The sequence below is a fragment of the Escherichia sp. E3659 genome (genome assembly GCF_005781135.1).
Classification (GTDB): Bacteria; Pseudomonadota; Gammaproteobacteria; order Enterobacterales; family Enterobacteriaceae; genus Escherichia.
The window spans coordinates 303026-318886 of the sequence record NZ_VATQ01000002.1; the positions used below are offsets into that span (position 1 = coordinate 303026).

Below are 15861 nucleotides of genomic sequence, written 5' to 3' on the forward strand. Positions count from 1 at the left end.
GACTGGCACATTCGCCTGCCTCAACTACGCTGAAAAATGGTGCGATCGGACTGGTCGTACCACAACCGGCAGATAAATGGAGAGCACGAAGATGAAAACCAGTGTGCGCATAGGCGCTTTTGAAATCGATGACGGCGAGTTACACGGCGAATCGCCAGGTGATCGAACATTAACAATTCCTTGTAAATCTGACCCCGATTTATGTATGCAACTGGATGCCTGGGACGCCGAAACCAGCATTCCAGCTCTACTAAACGGCGAACACTCTGTCCTGTACCGTACCCGCTACGATCAAAAGTCTGATGCCTGGATTATGCGTCTTGCATGATCCAAAAAGAACCCGTCGGCATGGCGGGTTATTTATTCTGGTTATTTCCCCGAAGTAAAATCCTCTCCTAAACTTAACGGTACGGCACCACACTTCGAGGATGAAATGTTCGCGCTGGTACTTTTTGTTTGCTATCTGGACGCTGGCTGTGAAGATATTGTTGTTGATGTTTACAACACGGAACAGCAGTGCGTCTACTCAATGGACGATCAACGGATCCGCCACGGCGGCTGCTTTCCTGTTGAGGATTTTATTGATGGGTTCTGGCGGCCCGCGCAGGAGTACAGTGACTTTTAATTACTGGAGTTGTTCCACTGTGAGTGTCCCTCCGAAGACGGCGCCGGTGTCTATATAATGCAAGTTTCCAATATCCACCCGATGAGGTAACGGCGTATGACCAAACCAGAAATGGTCAGCACCGGTAATTCCCTGCCCTTTTTGGCCTTCACGTAATCGCGAACGACTCCACAATACCTGGTGCAAATCGACGTCCTTTTGCCATTGATAAACATCGTCAGGATAATCAGCATGGGCAATAACGTGTTTGCCGGTGCGACTGTTTAATTCAAGAATAAATGGTAAATGCTGGCATTTGCTGAGCGCCCTTTCTGCTTGCTTCTGTTGCTTATCTGCCAGTGCAGCAAACCAGTCGCCACCGTTCATATACCATAAAGACATCTGCTGCGTGGCCAGCGCATCTATCGCCATCTGCTCATGATTGCCTCTTACCGCTCTGACCCAGCGTTGCTCCAGTAGTTGAAGACAACGTAAACTCTCCGGACCACGATCAATAACATCACCTACCGAGATCAATAAGTCTTGCCACGGGTCAAAACGGCAATGCCATAATTTGATACGCAGTAGCCCAAGGCAGCCATGAATATCCCCCACCAACCAGATATGTCGCCAATGGCTGCCATCAATTTTCTGATAGGTGCGGCCTGCCTCTTTCATCAATTTTTTACTCCCGCGCAGAAGGTCACATTATTTTAACATAAATGTTAAAAAAGGCTGGACTGAAGCAGTAGAGTGTGTGTTATGGTTGATTGTGAAGTCAGCACAGGGAAAACAGTGATGTATTCATCCGCTGGCTTAATAGATAAAAAGAGACCGAATACGATTCCTGTATTCGGTCCAGGGAAATGGCTCTTGGGAGAGAGCCGTGCGCTAAAAGTTGGCATTAATGCAGGCTTAGTTGCCTTGCCCTTTAAGAATAGATGACGACGCCAGGTTTTCCAGTCCACACGAAAAGTGGTCAGAAAAAAGCGTCTTTATCATCGTTTTAAAAGTAAAAAAAACGCCCGATCTGATAAAAGATCCTGGGCGTTTTTTTTGGCAAATCAAAAAGCTAACTCAGGTAACTAGCAGAGTTTTTCAGCTCGTTCTATAAATGGCATCAAGCTCATTTTTTCACCGGGTTTGTTGGGATCTTCAATCTGGATCACCGAAATAGGCTGGGCCTTAGTCTTCCCACTGGAAACTTCTTTTTGCGCAACATCGTTCAAAGGGTATTGAACCAGGGTGCTGGGGTTGATGACATACAGCGCATTACCCGGTCGGCATGTCAACATCACTTCTTCGCGATTAAACGCCCATTTGTCTTTGCCAATTTCAAAACGGCTGACGGTAATCACCTGAGGAGCCGCCAGCGCCGCAGTGGAACTGGTGAGCAACAAAAACGCCAATATACTTTTTTTCATCATTTATCGTAATCCATCAAAACGGTTCCAGAGTCGCTAGCAGGCTGATAATCACCAGTACCACCGCGCCTATCGCCCATTCGAGTTGAGTCATCCATACAAACCAGGGAACAGCCCGGTCTTCATCATGCCGCATTCTTGGGACCAGAACATAACGATTTGCCAGCGCGATAACCACCATAATCATAACCAGTATGATTTTGAGCAATAAGAGCTGGCCCCAGTAAGAGGCAAGCGTGGGGGGAAATCCCGTGATGAGTAATGCATTGAGCACACCACTCACTAGCACGCCAATGACAGCAAAATGTCCGCACCAGGAAAAACGCATCAGCGCATGAATGGCCGGGCGTCTCCAGCGCCCTTTCACCAGCCGCATACACCAGACAACCGGCAGTAGCCCTCCAAACCATGCGGCTGCACAGATAAGATGTACGGCGTGATTGGTCTGATGAATTTTTGCGGTTAATCCTTCATTTAATGTCGCGTGTCCCATACCCGCCATCAGGATAAATTGCGCGGTAGTCAGCATAAACAGTAACCGCAACATATTCCGTGGTTGCATCAGAACGACGGTCAACGTAACGAGAGCGAGAACGATTTGCCAGATCCAGACGCCTCCGAAGTGCGTTTGTAACACCGACTGCCAGATGCTCAGCGAAACTACATCTGGCCATCCCGCCCCCATCAACCCACCCTGAACGGCGAACATCGCTGCGGCACTGATCAAACTCCATGCGGCTGCGTGCTGTTGTAAACGCAAAAAACGCTTCGTCAATAATCGACGAATCGTCACTGGTGCCAACCATGCCCCGTACATCGCGAAGCCAAAAACCAGCATCAGAGAGATAAAATGGATAAATCGCAGTGTGACCCAGGTAAGCGCTAGCATGCTTTATTTCACAGTAAAGGTGTACTGCCCTTTGGTTTTATGCCCGTCCACCGAAACAACATGCCAGTCAACGGTATAACTTCCGGGATTCAGGGCGTCGGCAAGCGGAACGATCAATTGCTTTTTGTCTTGTTCATTACGCTTCGCGGGTAATGTTTTAACATTTTCATTCTTCGGGCCGATGATTTTGGCCCCACTGAATCCAGGTTCAATATCTTCAGAGAAATTTAAAGTAACGGCCTGTGGGGCAGCGGTGACCGCCGCATTCGCCGCAGGATACTGGTGAGTCAGGTGCGCATGAGCCCAGACGGAAGGGGCCGCCAGCAAACCAGCAATGATTGCCAGCGTATAACGAAGAGAACGCGCAGTTGAAACCATATTATCTATTCCTTTTTGTAATGAGTTTTTTACAGAGCATAACCTTGTCTAATGAGAGAGTCGAGGATCATCAATTCAGGCTTGCCATCCTGGCTGACTCTTAGTAACTTTTGCCCGCAATTAACGAGGAGACACCGTATGCTGAAGAATCTGGCCAAACTGGATCAAACTGAAATGGATAAAGTAAATGTCGATCTGGCCGCTGCCGGAGTGGCATTTAAAGAACGGTACAATATGCCGGTGATTGCTGAAGCGGTTGAACGTGAACAACCGGAACACTTGCGTGGCTGGTTTCGTGAGCGCCTTATCGCCCACCGTCTCGCCTCTGTAAATCTGTCACGTTTACCTTACGAGCCCAAACTTAAATAAACCTTATATTAAGTTACACTTTCTTACATGGTGCCTGCTAAATTATAAGTATTTTCTCATACACGCCATTATTCGCAGACACTATGAAAAGGAAGTCATCATGTCGTACTGGAAAGTTGCAGCAGCACAATATGAGCCTCGTAATGCTTCACTCACTGAACAGGTAGCCCATCATCTGGAGTTCGTGAGGGCTGCCTCCAGACACCAGTGCGAACTTTTGGTTTTTCCCTCACTTTCTCTACTTGGATGTGATTACAAACGACGTGCGCTTCCGTCTCCGCCCGATCTCTCGCTTTTAGACCCGCTTTGTTATGCAGCAACAACCTCGCGAATGACCATTATTGCTGGCCTTCCCGTTGAATATAATGAGCGTTTTATTCGCGGTATTGCAGTATTCGCCCCCTGGATGAAAACGCCAGGAATTTATCATCAAAGTCATGGCGCATGCCTGGGTCAACTTTCTAAAACCATCACTGTAGTGGATGGACAACCTGAAGGTATTGATATGGACCCGACCTGTTCACTCTTCACCACAGGCCAGTGCATCAGCGAGCCTGATTTGTCGGCTTCCACTCGACGCTTAGAGTTTTTCTCACATCAATACTCCATCGCCGTACTAATGGCGAACGCCCGCGGGAACAGCGCGCTGTGGGATGAACATGGCCGCCTTATTGTCCGCGCCGATCGCGGTTCGCTTTTGTTGGTTGGCCAGCGCTCTTCGCAGGGTTGGCAAGGCGATATCATTCCATTACGCTAGGCGTTTTCTTCCTGGAGCATGACCATGTTGCGCATTATCGATACAGAAACCTGCGGTTTGCAGGGAGGGATCGTTGAAATTGCCTCTGTTGATGTTGTTAACGGGAAAATCGTCAACCCTATGAGCCACCTGGTGCGTCCCGACCGTCCCATCAGTCCACAAGCCATGGCGATTCACCGTATCACAGAGTCCATGGTTGCCGACAAACCGTGGATTGAAGAAGTTATCCCGCACTATTACGGTAGCGAATGGTATGTCGCCCACAATGCCAGTTTTGACCGCCGGGTATTGCCAGAAATGCCCGGTGAGTGGATTTGCACCATGAAACTGGCTCGTCGTTTGTGGCCAGGAATCAAGTATAGCAATATGGCACTGTATAAATCGCGCAAGCTGAATGTCCAGACACCATCGGGTCTGCATCACCACCGCGCGCTGTATGATTGCTATATTACCGCAGCCCTGCTTATCGATATTATGAACACATCAGGCTGGACGGCGGAGCAGATGGCGGATATCACCGGGCGGCCGTCGTTGTTGACGACGTTCACGTTTGGCAAGTATCGCGGTAAAGCCGTATCAGACGTTGCAAAGCGCGATCCGGGCTATCTGCGCTGGTTGTTTAACAACCTTGACAGTATGAGCCCGGAGTTACGTTTAACCTTGAAGCATTATCTGGAGAGTGTTTAACCCGCTGATTGGCCTGGTAATGTCCCCTGCGCAAGGGCTATCAGAAAAGCATATTCCATTGCCACGCCTTCGTAGGATTTAAAACGTCCGGATTTACCGCCATGCCCTGAATCCATGTCGGTACAAAGCAATAATAGATGGTTATCAGTTTTAAGCTCGCGCAGCTTAGCCACCCATTTTGCCGGTTCCCAGTATTGCACCTGTGAATCGTGTAATCCGGTCGTTACCAGCAGATGCGGATAAGCCTGAGCCGTGACATTGTCATACGGGCTGTAGCTTTTCATATACTCATAATATTGCGGATCCTGCGGATTTCCCCACTCTTCAAATTCGCCGGTAGTAAGAGGAATCGACTCATCAAGCATCGTTGTTACAACATCAACAAACGGTACCTGGGCAATCACGCCGTGGAATAACTCGGGGCGCTCATTAATTGCAACGCCCATCAACAAACCGCCAGCACTGCCCCCCATCGCATAACAGAGTGAAGGTGAACCGTAGCCCAGTTTTAACAATGCGTCGCAGGCATCGAGATAGTCATTAAAGGTATTTTTCTTTTTCAGGAATTTACCGTCTTCGTACCATTGCTGCCCCAGCTCGCCGCCGCCACGGACATGGACAATGGCGTAGACAAAACCGCGATCCAACAAACTCAGGCGGCTAAAACTGAAATCGGCATCAATGCTTGCGCCGTACGAGCCATATCCATATACCAGCAGCGGGTTGTGGCCTTTCTGGAAATGCTTGCGATGATAGACCAGCGAAACAGGCACTTCGACGCCATCACGAGCGGTGATCCACAAGTGTTCGCTGCGGTAATTCGCCGCATCGAAACCAGGGACTTCCGTTTGTTTTAATACCCGACGCTCTCCGGTATCCATATCCAGTTCAAACAATGTATCTGGCGTAGTCATGGAGGAATAGCCATAACGCAATCGTGAGGTTTCAGGTTCCGGGTTATAGGCAATCCAGGTAACGTAAGCCGGATCATCAAAGGCAATGCCGATAACCTCCCGCGTTTTGCGGTTGATTTGCCGCAGACTGGTTAACCCACGCTGACGCTCTTCAACCACCAACCAGTCAGTAAACAGCGTAAAGCCTTCGAGCATGATGTTATCGCGCGGTGGGATTAACTCTTCCCACGCTTGCTCATCACGCATACGGGTACGGTATAAGCCAAAATTTTTGCCGTTGCGGTTGGAGCGCAGATAAAACCGATGCTGGTAGTGATCAAGACTGTATTCGTGATCTTTGCGACGCGGTAAAAAGACAAACGGCTCGGCATCGGCCAGCTCTGCATCCAGCAGCTGAACTTCACTGGTAGTTGCGCTGGCAAGGTGAATAACCACATAGTGTTTCGACGTCGTTTTATGCAGGCTGACGTAAAAGGTATCGTCTTTTTCTTCGTAAATCAGTTTGTCTTCAGATGCTGGAGTGCCAATGGCATGCCGCCAGACCTGATACGGCAACAACGTCACCGGATGCTTGCGAACATAATAAAATGTCCAGGAGTCATTCGCCCAGACGAAGCTGGGTTCCACGTTATCAAGCAGTTCAGGATACCAGTTGCCCGTTTCCAGATTGCGAAAACGGATACCGTACTGGCGTCGGGAAAGAAAATCTTCTGCAAGTGCCATAATCGTGTTATCGGGCGTAATCGCCATTCCGCCCATTGAATAAAATTCACTGTGCGCCGCCCGTTTGTTCGCATCGAGCAGAGTCTCCCATTCGTCCCACTCTTCACTGAACGCCGACTGACGCTGGTAGATTGCATATTCACAACCAGGTTCATAAATTTGCCGGTAGCGATAGCCATTTTTGACGTAAGGTGCAGAGACTTCTCTTTGCGGTATGCGGTCAATGATTTCTTTTAATATCCGATCCTGCAAAGCTTGTTGCGACGCCATGACCTGATGACCGTAGCTATTTTCTTGTTGCAGGTAATCCAGCACTTCCGGCTGCGAGCGTGTGTCGTCCCGCAGCCAGTAGTAATTATCGATGCGCGTGTCGCCATGAAGCGTCATGGCATGGGGGATGCGGGCGGCTTTTGGTAGCATGTTATTGTTCTTTCTGGTTGAAACATCTTATAAGGGTGGCAAAACTCACCCGGGATGCAAGCGAAACAGGGCGGTCATTGTATAGATGATGACAGGTAATGGCGTGAAAATCGAAAGGATGTCGCCAGCGAAAATTAATTCGCTCAAATAGCTGTGCGGTTTTGTATAGCCCGATAAACAGGCATATCAGGCTATACGGAGTGAGATATTATTCAGACAAAGTGCGTTTTTGCTGTTCGAGATCGCGTTCAATTCCTTCACGGACTTCCTGGGGAATTTTCAGCGCATCCCCCAGTGCATTCAGGTAACTGCGCTCCATAAAATGGTCAATATCAATAGCCGCACAGCTCAGGAAATAGATCTCCAGTGCCTCTTCTTCGTTGCGAATCCCCTCGGCCAGGCGCTGCGGATCCAATGGTTGCTCGATTGCCTGTTCGATAAGTACACGCCCCTGCTCTTCAACACCAGCTTCACGCAATTGCTGGTCGATAGCCGCGCGTTCTTTACTATCGATATGACCATCGCTTTTGGCAGCAAAAACCAGGGCGAGGATTAAACGTTCTGTACGTTCATCCAGCGGCGTACTTTGGGTGCCGAATTGCGGTTCGTTCTGATGCGCCGCACGAATTTTATCTTTGTATTTGTTCCACAGTACTGTACCGGCGACCGCTCCGCCACCGACCAGCAACGCGTTTGTACCGTATTTCGTTAATAGTTTACGCGCTGATTTATTCGCAACCAGCAGTCCTGCCAACCCGCCTAATGCGCCGGGTACTAAAAGTTTTCCCAATCCCTGATCTGTAGACGAAGAGGAAGAACTGCTTTGCCCAAGAAGGGATTGCAGTTGATTTAACCAGTTAGCCATTTTTGCTCCTCAATTCACCATTTTAATGGCAATAGCATAGCGAATGAGGATGTCAGAAAGTGTATATAGAGACAAAAGATGCGCAAATAAGCGGGGCGGGAGGCAGTCCTCACAGGAAATTCACGTCAGGTAAGGTTCCGGGTGATGGGTGATGGGATTAATTTGAGGCTTGTAGATTTGATTGTAATTGCCTGATGCGAACCTGGCGATTCTTATCAGGCCTGTGGGGGCTGGTACGTTGTTGGGCGGATAAGGCGCTCGCGCCGCATCCGCCAACGGTCAATCGAATTACCAGAAGCCATTAGCGCCGCTGATATTCCGCCATTCCCGCTTTACAATCCACATTAACCAGATAATGAATATCGGCACTTTTACCACGCACGGTCAGCGGTACCGACCATTTATCATCTTTCCCCTGAATATCCTGCAAACTAACCCACGCCACCGGATCGGCCTGACCGACGATTTTTTGATCGTCGGCCCAGCGCGCTACGCGGTTTTGCTGATAATCACGTTTTACACTCGCAGCGATTCCGGCTGCATCTAAACCTTCACATTTGGGGAAAGTTACCGACTTGCTGGTTTCGTTATTGGCAGCGAAAACTGATGCACAGACGGAAACCAACAACAGCCCCAACAACGCTCCTCTTTTTTTCATGTTTTTCTCCATAGCACAATGATTCAGGAGAAAGCATGGTACAAATTATCAGGAGCGCAAGTTGCTTCAGGCGGCGTGGGTTTCACCTTCCCCATCCGTGTCAGTATCGACCACCTGGGGAGAAGGTAATTTGCCGGTTTTCAGAATGGTACTAAGCACATCTTTTTGTTCTGCCAACCACAAAGAAAGCGCCTCACGCTGCTCGTCTTCCATTGTCACCGGAGAATTCGCCAACCATGTGTCAAGTAGATCCGCTGTATCGAGCATTTTGTCATAAGCATCGGCTTCCTTTTTGCTGGTAAACGACATCTTCTCTTCGCCCTCACGAATGACTACGTATTTAATTTCAACCGCCATTTGCAGCCTCTCACCATAACTGTAATTTTATACAGTATATTTCTTTCCAGTCGAGAAATCAACGCAAGCAATCAAGCAATAAAGACACGCGCAAACGTTTTCGTTTATACTTCACGCGGAATTAATCAGGGGATATTCGTTATGACGTTATTAGGCACTGCGCTGCGTCCGGCAGCAACTCGCGTGATGTTATTGGGCTCCGGTGAACTGGGTAAAGAAGTGGCTATCGAATGCCAACGCCTCGGCGTAGAGGTGATTGCAGTCGATCGCTACTCCGACGCGCCCGCCATGCATGTCGCGCATCGCGCCCATGTCATTAATATGCTGGATGGCGACGCATTGCGCCGTGTTGTTGAACTGGAAAAACCACATTATATCGTGCCGGAGATCGAAGCTATTGCTACCGATATGCTGATCCAGCTTGAAGAGGAAGGGCTAAATGTTGTCCCCTGCGCGCGTGCAACACAATTGACGATGAACCGCGAAGGTATTCGTCGTCTGGCTGCGGAAGAGCTTCAGCTTCCCACTTCAACTTATCGTTTTGCTGATAGCGAAGACCTTTTCCGCGAGGCGGTCGCCGCCATTGGCTACCCCTGCATTGTTAAACCGGTGATGAGTTCTTCCGGCAAGGGGCAGACGTTTATTCGCTCTGCCGAACAACTGACTCAGGCATGGGAGTACGCCCAGCAAGGTGGTCGCGCCGGAGCGGGTCGCGTGATTGTTGAAGGCGTCGTTAAGTTTGATTTCGAAATTACCCTGCTGACCGTCAGCGCGGTAGATGGTGTTCATTTCTGTGCGCCTGTAGGCCATCGCCAGGAAGACGGTGACTATCGTGAATCCTGGCAACCGCAGCAAATGAGTCCACTGGCCCTCGAACGTGCGCAGGAGATTGCCCGCAAGGTGGTGCTTGCACTGGGTGGTTATGGGCTGTTTGGTGTCGAGTTGTTTGTCTGTGGTGATGAGGTGATTTTTAGTGAAGTCTCCCCTCGCCCGCATGACACCGGGATGGTGACGTTAATTTCTCAGGATCTTTCTGAGTTTGCCCTGCATGTGCGTGCTTTCCTGGGACTGCCGGTGGGCGGGATTCGCCAGTATGGTCCTGCCGCTTCAGCCGTTATCCTGCCGCAACTGACCAGCCAGAATGTCACGTTTGACAACGTGCAGAAGGCCGTTGGCGCAGGTTTGCAGATTCGTTTATTTGGTAAGCCTGAAATTGATGGTAGCCGTCGTCTGGGGGTTGCGCTGGCTACAGCAGAAAGTGTTGATGAAGCGATTGAACGCGCGAAGCACGCCGCCGCACAAGTAAAGGTACAAGGTTAAATCTGGCAAAAACGCGACAAAAATGCCCGATCCACGATCGGGCATTTTGACTGTTACAGCTTCGCGCCTTCTACTGCTTCACGCGCCAGCTTAGTAATGCGGTCGTAATCGCCCGCTTCCAGCGCATCTGCCGGAACCAGCCAGGAACCACCAATGCACAGTACGCTTTTCAGCGCCAGGTAATCACGGTAGTTAGCCGGAGAAATACCGCCAGTCGGGCAGAAACGAACCTGAGAGAACGGACCCGCAATTGCCTGCAGTGCTTTCACGCCGCCATTAGCTTCTGCCGGGAAGAATTTGAACTCTTTCAGGCCGTAGTCCATACCCAGCATCAGTTCGGAAACAGTGCTGATACCTGGAATCAGAGGAATAGTCCCTTCTGTCGCCGCTTTCAGCAGTGGTTCAGTCAGACCTGGGCTGATTGCGAACTGAGCCCCCGCTTCAGTCACTTCTGCCAGTTGCTGCGGATTCAGCACCGTACCGGCACCTACAATCGCTTCCGGCACTTCTTTGGCGATAGCGCGGATAGCATCAACTGCACACGCCGTACGCAGAGTCACTTCCAGAACGCGCACCCCACCAGCAACCAACGCTTTTGCCATTGGCACCGCGTGTTCCAGTTTATTTACCACGATAACCGGTACAACCGGGCCGGTGGTCAGGATTGATTCTGCACTTGTTTTCCAGTTTTTCATCAGAGTTTTCTCTCGCCTGATTACAAATTTTGTCGTCTTAAAAAGTGATACAGGTTGCGCCCTGTTCGGCACCGGACAGTTTTTCGCGCAAGGCGCTGAATAATTCACGTCCTGTTCCCACGCGTGACGCGCTCAGGTCAGGAATGTGCGGTTCGCGAGCAGCCAGTTCAGCTTCGTCTACCAGCAGCGTCAGTTCGCCTGTCTGTCCATTCACACGAATGATGTCCCCATCGCGCACTTTTGCCAGCAGCCCACCATCGTAGGCTTCTGGTGTTACGTGGATAGCTGACGGCACTTTACCTGAAGCACCAGAGAGTCGTCCATCGGTAACTAACGCAATTTTGAAACGCCGGTCCAATAATACACCAAGTGGCGGCATGAGTTTATGTAATTCTGGCATTCCGTTCGCTTTTGGCCCCTGATGGCGGACAACAACCACACAATCACGGTCCAGCATACCTGCTTCAAAAGCAGGCATAACGTCATGCTGGCTCTCAAAAACAACAGCAGGCGCTTCAATCACCTGGTTTTCAACCGGCACTGCAGAGGTTTTCATGACGGCACGGCCCAGGTTGCCGCTTAACACTTTTGTCCCGCCATGATGCGAGAAAGGTTGTTCAAAGGAAGCAATCACATTGCTGTCGAGCGATTTGTCTGCACCTTCGCGCCAGTCCAGCTCGCCGTTATTCAGCCATGGTTCGAGGGTATAGCGCGAAAGACCAAAGCCCGCCACCGTATTGACATCTTCATGCAACAGGCCCGCCTTGAGCAGTTCACGCACCAGAACCAGTACACCACCCGCCGCCTGGAAGTGGTTAATATCGGCCGGACCGTTTGGATACAAACGCGCCATCAGAGGTACGACATCAGAAAGGTCAGAGAAGTCATCCCAGTTGATCTGAATACCGGCCGCACGCGCCATCGCCACCAGGTGCATCGTGTGGTTAGTGGAGCCACCGGTCGCCAACAGCGCAACAATACCGTTCACCACCACTTTCTCGTCGATCATCTTACCGATCGGCATCCATTCATTACCGTTGCCAGTCATGCGTGTAACCTGGCGCGCAGCAGCTGCGGTTAATGCATCACGTAACGGGGAGTCTGGATGAACAAAAGAAGAGCCCGGCAACTGCATCCCCATAAACTCCACCACCATCTGGTTGGTGTTGGCAGTACCGTAAAAAGTACATGTACCAGGGGCATGATAAGACGCAGCCTCTGACTCCAGCAGTGCCATTCGATCCACCTTCCCTTCGGCATAAAGCTGGCGAATACGCACTTTTTCTTTATTTGGCAACCCGCTTGCCATCGGACCTGACGGCACAAATACCGCAGGCAGATGACCGAACGACAGCGCTGCCATCGTCAGCCCAGGGACAATCTTATCGCACACACCGAGGAACAGCGCGCCATCAAACATGTTATGGGACAGCCCCACAGCCGCAGACATCGCAATGACTTCGCGGCTTAACAGCGACAGTTCCATACCATCCTGCCCCTGGGTGACACCATCACACATCGCCGGAACACCACCTGCAACCTGCCCAACCGCATTAGCTTCATGCAGTGCTTTACGAATGATCTCGGGATAATGTTCATAAGGCTGGTGGGCGGAGAGCATGTCGTTGTAGGAGGTGATGATAGCGATATTGTTACGCAACATGCTTTTCAGGGAGGCTTTGTCTTCTGGCTGGCAAGCGGCGAAACCGTGAGCCAGGTTACCGCATGCCAACTGCGAACGATGAACGGTCGAAGTTTTCGCTTGTTCGATCCGGGCGAGGTAAGCAGAACGAGTCTCGCGCGAACGTTCAATGATTCGATTTGTTACGCGTAACAATTGTGGATTCATAAAGGCTCCTGAAATTGAGTTGTCAGAGCAGGATGATTCACAACGCGTTTCATACATGGATATTATGATTGAAACGCCTGTAACCGGAGCTCATAGGGCAAAAACGTTTCAGTCAGTGTAATAAAAAAAGCCTCGTGGGTGAATCCGCACGAGGCCTGAAAGTGTAAAAATTGTTCTACAATCTGTGCAAGATCATGTTACCGGTAAAATAACCATAAAGGATGAATGCAGATATTACTCAAACTCATTCCAGGAACGGCCATCACGGGTAATCATCGCCACCGAAGCAACCGGTCCCCAGGTTCCGGCCTGATACGGTTTCGGCGCATCGTTATCCATCGCCCATGCTTCAGTAATGGAGTCCACCCATTTCCAGGCTTCTTCCACTTCATCACGACGTACAAACAGCGCCTGAATACCGCGCATGGTCTCCAGCAGCAGACGTTCATAGGCATCTGCCAGATGCGTCTGATTAAAAGTTTCTGAATAGCTCAGATCCAGCTTGGTGATTTGCAGGTTATGTTTGTGATCAAGACCCGGGACCTTGTTCAATACTTGAATATCCACGCCTTCATCAGGTTGCAGACGGATAGTCAGTTTGTTCTGCGGCAGGTCCTGCCACGACTCTTTAAACAGATTGAGCTCTGGCGTTTTGAAATAGACCACCACTTCAGAGCATTTGGTCGGCAAACGTTTACCGGTACGCAGGTAGAACGGTACGCCAGCCCAGCGCCAGTTGTCGATATCGACACGGATAGCCACGAAGGTTTCCGTGTTACTGCTTTTGTTCGCGCCCTCTTCTTCCAGGTAGCCCGGAACTTTTTTGCCCTGGGCGAAGCCCGCAGTGTATTGCCCGCGTACGGTTTTTTCGCGTACGTTGGAGCGGTCAATGCGGCGCAGAGACTTCAGTACTTTCACTTTTTCATCGCGGATGCTGTCTGCGCTCAGATCAGACGGCGGAGACATCGCAATCATGCAGAGAATTTGTAGCAGGTGGTTCTGGATCATGTCGCGCATCTGACCGGCTTTATCAAAATAGCCCCAGCGCCCTTCGATCCCCACTTCTTCTGCCACGGTAATCTCAACATGATCAATAGTGCGGTTGTCCCAGTTGTTCACAAACAGGGAGTTAGCAAAACGCAACGCCAACAGGTTCAGCACCGTTTCTTTACCAAGGTAATGGTCGATACGGTATACCTGGCACTCCTCGAAATATTCACCGACCTGATCGTTGATTTCCTGCGAGGTCGCCAGCGACGTACCCAGCGGTTTTTCCATCACCACACGCGCCGGTTTGCCGTTCAGTTTCGCCTCACCAAGCCCTTTGCAGATTGCGCCAAAAGTGCCTGGCGGCATGGCAAAGTAGTTAATGGTGATACGATTTTTTTGATCCAGCATCGCACCAAGACGGCTGAATGCAGCGGTGTCATTGACATCGAGATTACAAAAATCCAGACGTGCACTCAGGGTGTCCCATAAACCTTCATCAATAGTTTCTTTCATGAAGGTTTCCAGCGCTTCGCGGACTACTTTGGTATATGCCGCTTTATCCCAGTCAGCACGCCCTACGCCGATAATACGGGTATCCGGGTTGAGCTGACCGGCTTTTTCCAGTTGATACAGGGAAGGCAGCAATTTACGACGCGCAAGGTCGCCTTTCGCGCCGAAAATGACCAGGTCACAAGCCTGGGCTGTTTGCGTTACCGCCATGTCATTCTCCTTAAGTTAACTAACCCGGTACTTAAGCCTGGGTATACTTGTAATTTTCTTACGGTGCACTGTACTGCTTTTACGAGCTTGCGAAAACTGTAAACGCTTATCCACCTGTGCGATTACGGCAAAAGCGCGCAAAGTGCGGCAAAACTGATAAAAAAATCATCGTTTTCCATTGGGTAAAAATCTGACACTGATCATGTTATGAAAAAAAATGACAACTTTTTTATCCGCTTTTGTCATTAATACGACACACAGGCGTAATATCAGACCAAACTGCATTTTGATTTCTTTCAGTGTGGAAATCGTCATTACCGTGAGTCTCTTTACATCATGAATATGCTGGAAAAAATCCAGTCTCAACTGGAACATTTGAGCAAATCAGAACGAAAAGTCGCCGAGGTCATTCTTGCTTCGCCTGACAACGCGATCCATTCGAGTATTGCTGCTCTGGCGCTTGAGGCCAATGTTAGCGAACCAACGGTGAATCGTTTCTGTCGCAGCATGGACACCCGCGGTTTTCCTGATTTTAAACTCCATCTGGCACAAAGCCTGGCAAATGGCACGCCCTATGTTAATCGCAACGTTAATGAAGATGACAGCGTTGAATCATACACGGGGAAAATATTTGAGTCGGCAATGGCCACGCTCGATCACGTCCGTCACTCGCTGGACAAATCTGCCGTCAACCGTGCCGTCGATCTCCTGACTCAGGCCAAAAAAATCGCTTTTTTCGGTCTGGGCTCTTCTGCCGCCGTCGCCCACGATGCGATGAATAAGTTTTTTCGCTTTAATGTTCCAGTGGTTTACTCCGACGATATTGTGTTGCAACGCATGAGTTGTATGAATTGTAGCGACGGAGACGTGGTTGTGCTGATTTCTCACACCGGAAGAACCAAAAATCTGGTTGAACTGGCGCAGTTAGCACGGGAAAACGACGCGATGGTAATTGCCCTCACCTCCGCCGGTACGCCACTCGCCCGGGAAGCAACGCTGGCAATTACCCTCGACGTACCTGAAGATACTGACATTTATATGCCCATGGTGTCTCGACTTGCGCAGTTGACCGTGATAGATGTGCTGGCAACAGGATTTACTTTGCGACGCGGCACAAAATTCAGAGATAACTTGAAGCGGGTCAAGGAAGCGCTCAAGGAATCGCGCTTTGATAAGCAGTTACTTAAATTGAGTGACGATCGCTAAATCGATTATCACTGTTCTATCCTTATACGATATTCG

Annotated in this window: 18 protein-coding genes; 7 read left to right on the forward strand and 11 right to left on the reverse strand. The window is 50.0% G+C overall.

Annotation, left to right across the window (positions count from 1 at the left end):
* The first annotated feature begins 91 nt into the window (after nt 1–91).
* Together FEK47_RS02185 and FEK47_RS02190 are read left to right on the forward strand one after the other, a co-directional pair.
* The gene (locus FEK47_RS02185; protein WP_002431586.1) at nt 92–328 is read left to right on the forward strand and encodes a YebV family protein; all 237 of its coding nucleotides are present in this window, start codon (nt 92–94) and stop codon (nt 326–328) included.
* A gap of 105 nt (nt 329–433) precedes the next feature.
* The gene (locus FEK47_RS02190; protein WP_130208463.1) at nt 434–625 is read left to right on the forward strand and encodes a YebW family protein; all 192 of its coding nucleotides are present in this window, start codon (nt 434–436) and stop codon (nt 623–625) included.
* Here FEK47_RS02190 and pphA read toward each other — a convergent pair whose 3' ends face one another.
* The 4 genes from pphA to yobA form a co-directional block, all read right to left on the reverse strand.
* Nucleotides 626–1282 (reverse strand): protein-serine/threonine phosphatase, encoded by a 657-nt coding sequence (pphA, locus tag FEK47_RS02195; protein WP_135487660.1) that lies wholly within the window; start codon nt 1280–1282, stop codon nt 626–628. It lies immediately after the preceding gene.
* Between the two features lie 407 nt (nt 1283–1689).
* Nucleotides 1690–2031 carry a YebY family protein gene (locus FEK47_RS02205; RefSeq protein ID WP_130208467.1) on the reverse strand — a complete coding sequence of 114 codons (342 nt, stop codon included), beginning with the start codon at nt 2029–2031 and terminating at the stop codon, nt 1690–1692.
* A gap of 13 nt (nt 2032–2044) precedes the next feature.
* Nucleotides 2045–2917 (reverse strand): copper homeostasis membrane protein CopD, encoded by an 873-nt coding sequence (copD, locus tag FEK47_RS02210; protein ID WP_138183083.1) that lies wholly within the window; start codon nt 2915–2917, stop codon nt 2045–2047.
* 3 nt (nt 2918–2920) lie between these two features.
* Nucleotides 2921–3295, reverse strand: coding sequence for a CopC domain-containing protein YobA (gene yobA / locus FEK47_RS02215; protein WP_130218726.1), 375 nt, complete (start codon nt 3293–3295; stop codon nt 2921–2923).
* A 138-nt stretch (nt 3296–3433) separates the two neighbouring features.
* On the opposite strand from yobA, the gene holE reads away from it, so the two are divergent.
* From holE to exoX, 3 genes are all read left to right on the forward strand, one after another.
* Nucleotides 3434–3664 (forward strand): DNA polymerase III subunit theta, encoded by a 231-nt coding sequence (gene holE / locus FEK47_RS02220; protein WP_000916758.1) that lies wholly within the window; start codon nt 3434–3436, stop codon nt 3662–3664.
* A gap of 100 nt (nt 3665–3764) precedes the next feature.
* Nucleotides 3765–4421: a carbon-nitrogen hydrolase family protein YobB gene (gene yobB, locus FEK47_RS02225; RefSeq protein ID WP_135487659.1), complete on the forward strand. Its 657-nt coding sequence runs from the start codon at nt 3765–3767 to the stop codon at nt 4419–4421.
* Nucleotides 4422–4445: 24 nt separating this feature from the next.
* A complete protein-coding gene (exoX, locus tag FEK47_RS02230; RefSeq protein WP_130208475.1) occupies nt 4446–5108 on the forward strand; it encodes an exodeoxyribonuclease X in 663 nt (220 codons plus the stop codon).
* Here exoX and ptrB read toward each other — a convergent pair.
* The 4 genes from ptrB to yebG all read right to left on the reverse strand — a co-directional run bounded on the left by ptrB (nt 5105) and on the right by yebG (nt 9045).
* Nucleotides 5105–7165, reverse strand: coding sequence for an oligopeptidase B (gene ptrB, locus FEK47_RS02235; protein WP_135487658.1), 2061 nt, complete (start codon nt 7163–7165; stop codon nt 5105–5107). The genes exoX and ptrB overlap by 4 nt on opposite strands.
* 208 nt (nt 7166–7373) lie before the next feature.
* Nucleotides 7374–8030, reverse strand: a complete 657-nt coding sequence (locus FEK47_RS02240) for a tellurite resistance TerB family protein (RefSeq protein WP_135487657.1) — start codon at nt 8028–8030, stop codon at nt 7374–7376.
* A 301-nt stretch (nt 8031–8331) separates the two neighbouring features.
* Nucleotides 8332–8688, reverse strand: a complete 357-nt coding sequence (yebF, locus tag FEK47_RS02245) for a protein YebF (RefSeq protein ID WP_135487656.1) — start codon at nt 8686–8688, stop codon at nt 8332–8334.
* A 66-nt stretch (nt 8689–8754) separates the two neighbouring features.
* Complete coding sequence (gene yebG / locus FEK47_RS02250) at nt 8755–9045, reverse strand: DNA damage-inducible protein YebG (protein ID WP_130208483.1); 291 nt, start codon at nt 9043–9045, stop codon at nt 8755–8757.
* Between the two features lie 141 nt (nt 9046–9186).
* Here yebG and purT point away from each other — a divergent pair, with 141 nt between their 5' ends.
* Nucleotides 9187–10365, forward strand: coding sequence for a formate-dependent phosphoribosylglycinamide formyltransferase (gene purT / locus FEK47_RS02255; RefSeq protein WP_135487655.1), 1179 nt, complete (start codon nt 9187–9189; stop codon nt 10363–10365).
* Nucleotides 10366–10418: 53 nt separating this feature from the next.
* Here the strand turns inward: purT and kdgA are convergent, their stop codons facing one another.
* The 3 genes from kdgA to zwf all read right to left on the reverse strand — a co-directional run bounded on the left by kdgA (nt 10419) and on the right by zwf (nt 14619).
* Entirely contained in the window at nt 10419–11060 is a 642-nt protein-coding gene (gene kdgA, locus FEK47_RS02260) for a bifunctional 4-hydroxy-2-oxoglutarate aldolase/2-dehydro-3-deoxy-phosphogluconate aldolase (protein WP_064529269.1), read from the reverse strand.
* A gap of 37 nt (nt 11061–11097) precedes the next feature.
* Nucleotides 11098–12909 carry a phosphogluconate dehydratase gene (gene edd / locus FEK47_RS02265; protein WP_135487654.1) on the reverse strand — a complete coding sequence of 604 codons (1812 nt, stop codon included), beginning with the start codon at nt 12907–12909 and terminating at the stop codon, nt 11098–11100.
* Between the two features lie 234 nt (nt 12910–13143).
* Nucleotides 13144–14619: a glucose-6-phosphate dehydrogenase gene (gene zwf, locus FEK47_RS02270; protein WP_130208489.1), complete on the reverse strand. Its 1476-nt coding sequence runs from the start codon at nt 14617–14619 to the stop codon at nt 13144–13146.
* 336 nt (nt 14620–14955) lie between these two features.
* On the opposite strand from zwf, the gene hexR reads away from it, so the two are divergent.
* Nucleotides 14956–15825 carry a DNA-binding transcriptional regulator HexR gene (hexR, locus tag FEK47_RS02275; RefSeq protein WP_105289041.1) on the forward strand — a complete coding sequence of 290 codons (870 nt, stop codon included), beginning with the start codon at nt 14956–14958 and terminating at the stop codon, nt 15823–15825.
* The last annotated feature ends 36 nt before the right edge of the window (nt 15826–15861 follow it).

Bases quoted from the DNA above. Each gene is read 5' to 3' on its own strand.
- FEK47_RS02185 (WP_002431586.1), top strand. From the start codon at position 92: ATGAAAACCAGTGTGCGCATAGGCGCTTTTGAAATCGATGACGGCGAG.
- FEK47_RS02190 (WP_130208463.1), top strand. From the start codon at position 434: ATGTTCGCGCTGGTACTTTTTGTTTGCTATCTGGACGCTGGCTGTGAA.
- pphA (WP_135487660.1), bottom strand. From the start codon at position 1,282: ATGAAAGAGGCAGGCCGCACCTATCAGAAAATTGATGGCAGCCATTGG.
- FEK47_RS02205 (WP_130208467.1), bottom strand. From the start codon at position 2,031: ATGATGAAAAAAAGTATATTGGCGTTTTTGTTGCTCACCAGTTCCACT.
- copD (WP_138183083.1), bottom strand. From the start codon at position 2,917: ATGCTAGCGCTTACCTGGGTCACACTGCGATTTATCCATTTTATCTCT.
- yobA (WP_130218726.1), bottom strand. From the start codon at position 3,295: ATGGTTTCAACTGCGCGTTCTCTTCGTTATACGCTGGCAATCATTGCT.
- holE (WP_000916758.1), top strand. From the start codon at position 3,434: ATGCTGAAGAATCTGGCCAAACTGGATCAAACTGAAATGGATAAAGTA.
- yobB (WP_135487659.1), top strand. From the start codon at position 3,765: ATGTCGTACTGGAAAGTTGCAGCAGCACAATATGAGCCTCGTAATGCT.
- exoX (WP_130208475.1), top strand. From the start codon at position 4,446: ATGTTGCGCATTATCGATACAGAAACCTGCGGTTTGCAGGGAGGGATC.
- ptrB (WP_135487658.1), bottom strand. From the start codon at position 7,165: ATGCTACCAAAAGCCGCCCGCATCCCCCATGCCATGACGCTTCATGGC.
- FEK47_RS02240 (WP_135487657.1), bottom strand. From the start codon at position 8,030: ATGGCTAACTGGTTAAATCAACTGCAATCCCTTCTTGGGCAAAGCAGT.
- yebF (WP_135487656.1), bottom strand. From the start codon at position 8,688: ATGAAAAAAAGAGGAGCGTTGTTGGGGCTGTTGTTGGTTTCCGTCTGT.
- yebG (WP_130208483.1), bottom strand. From the start codon at position 9,045: ATGGCGGTTGAAATTAAATACGTAGTCATTCGTGAGGGCGAAGAGAAG.
- purT (WP_135487655.1), top strand. From the start codon at position 9,187: ATGACGTTATTAGGCACTGCGCTGCGTCCGGCAGCAACTCGCGTGATG.
- kdgA (WP_064529269.1), bottom strand. From the start codon at position 11,060: ATGAAAAACTGGAAAACAAGTGCAGAATCAATCCTGACCACCGGCCCG.
- edd (WP_135487654.1), bottom strand. From the start codon at position 12,909: ATGAATCCACAATTGTTACGCGTAACAAATCGAATCATTGAACGTTCG.
- zwf (WP_130208489.1), bottom strand. From the start codon at position 14,619: ATGGCGGTAACGCAAACAGCCCAGGCTTGTGACCTGGTCATTTTCGGC.
- hexR (WP_105289041.1), top strand. From the start codon at position 14,956: ATGAATATGCTGGAAAAAATCCAGTCTCAACTGGAACATTTGAGCAAA.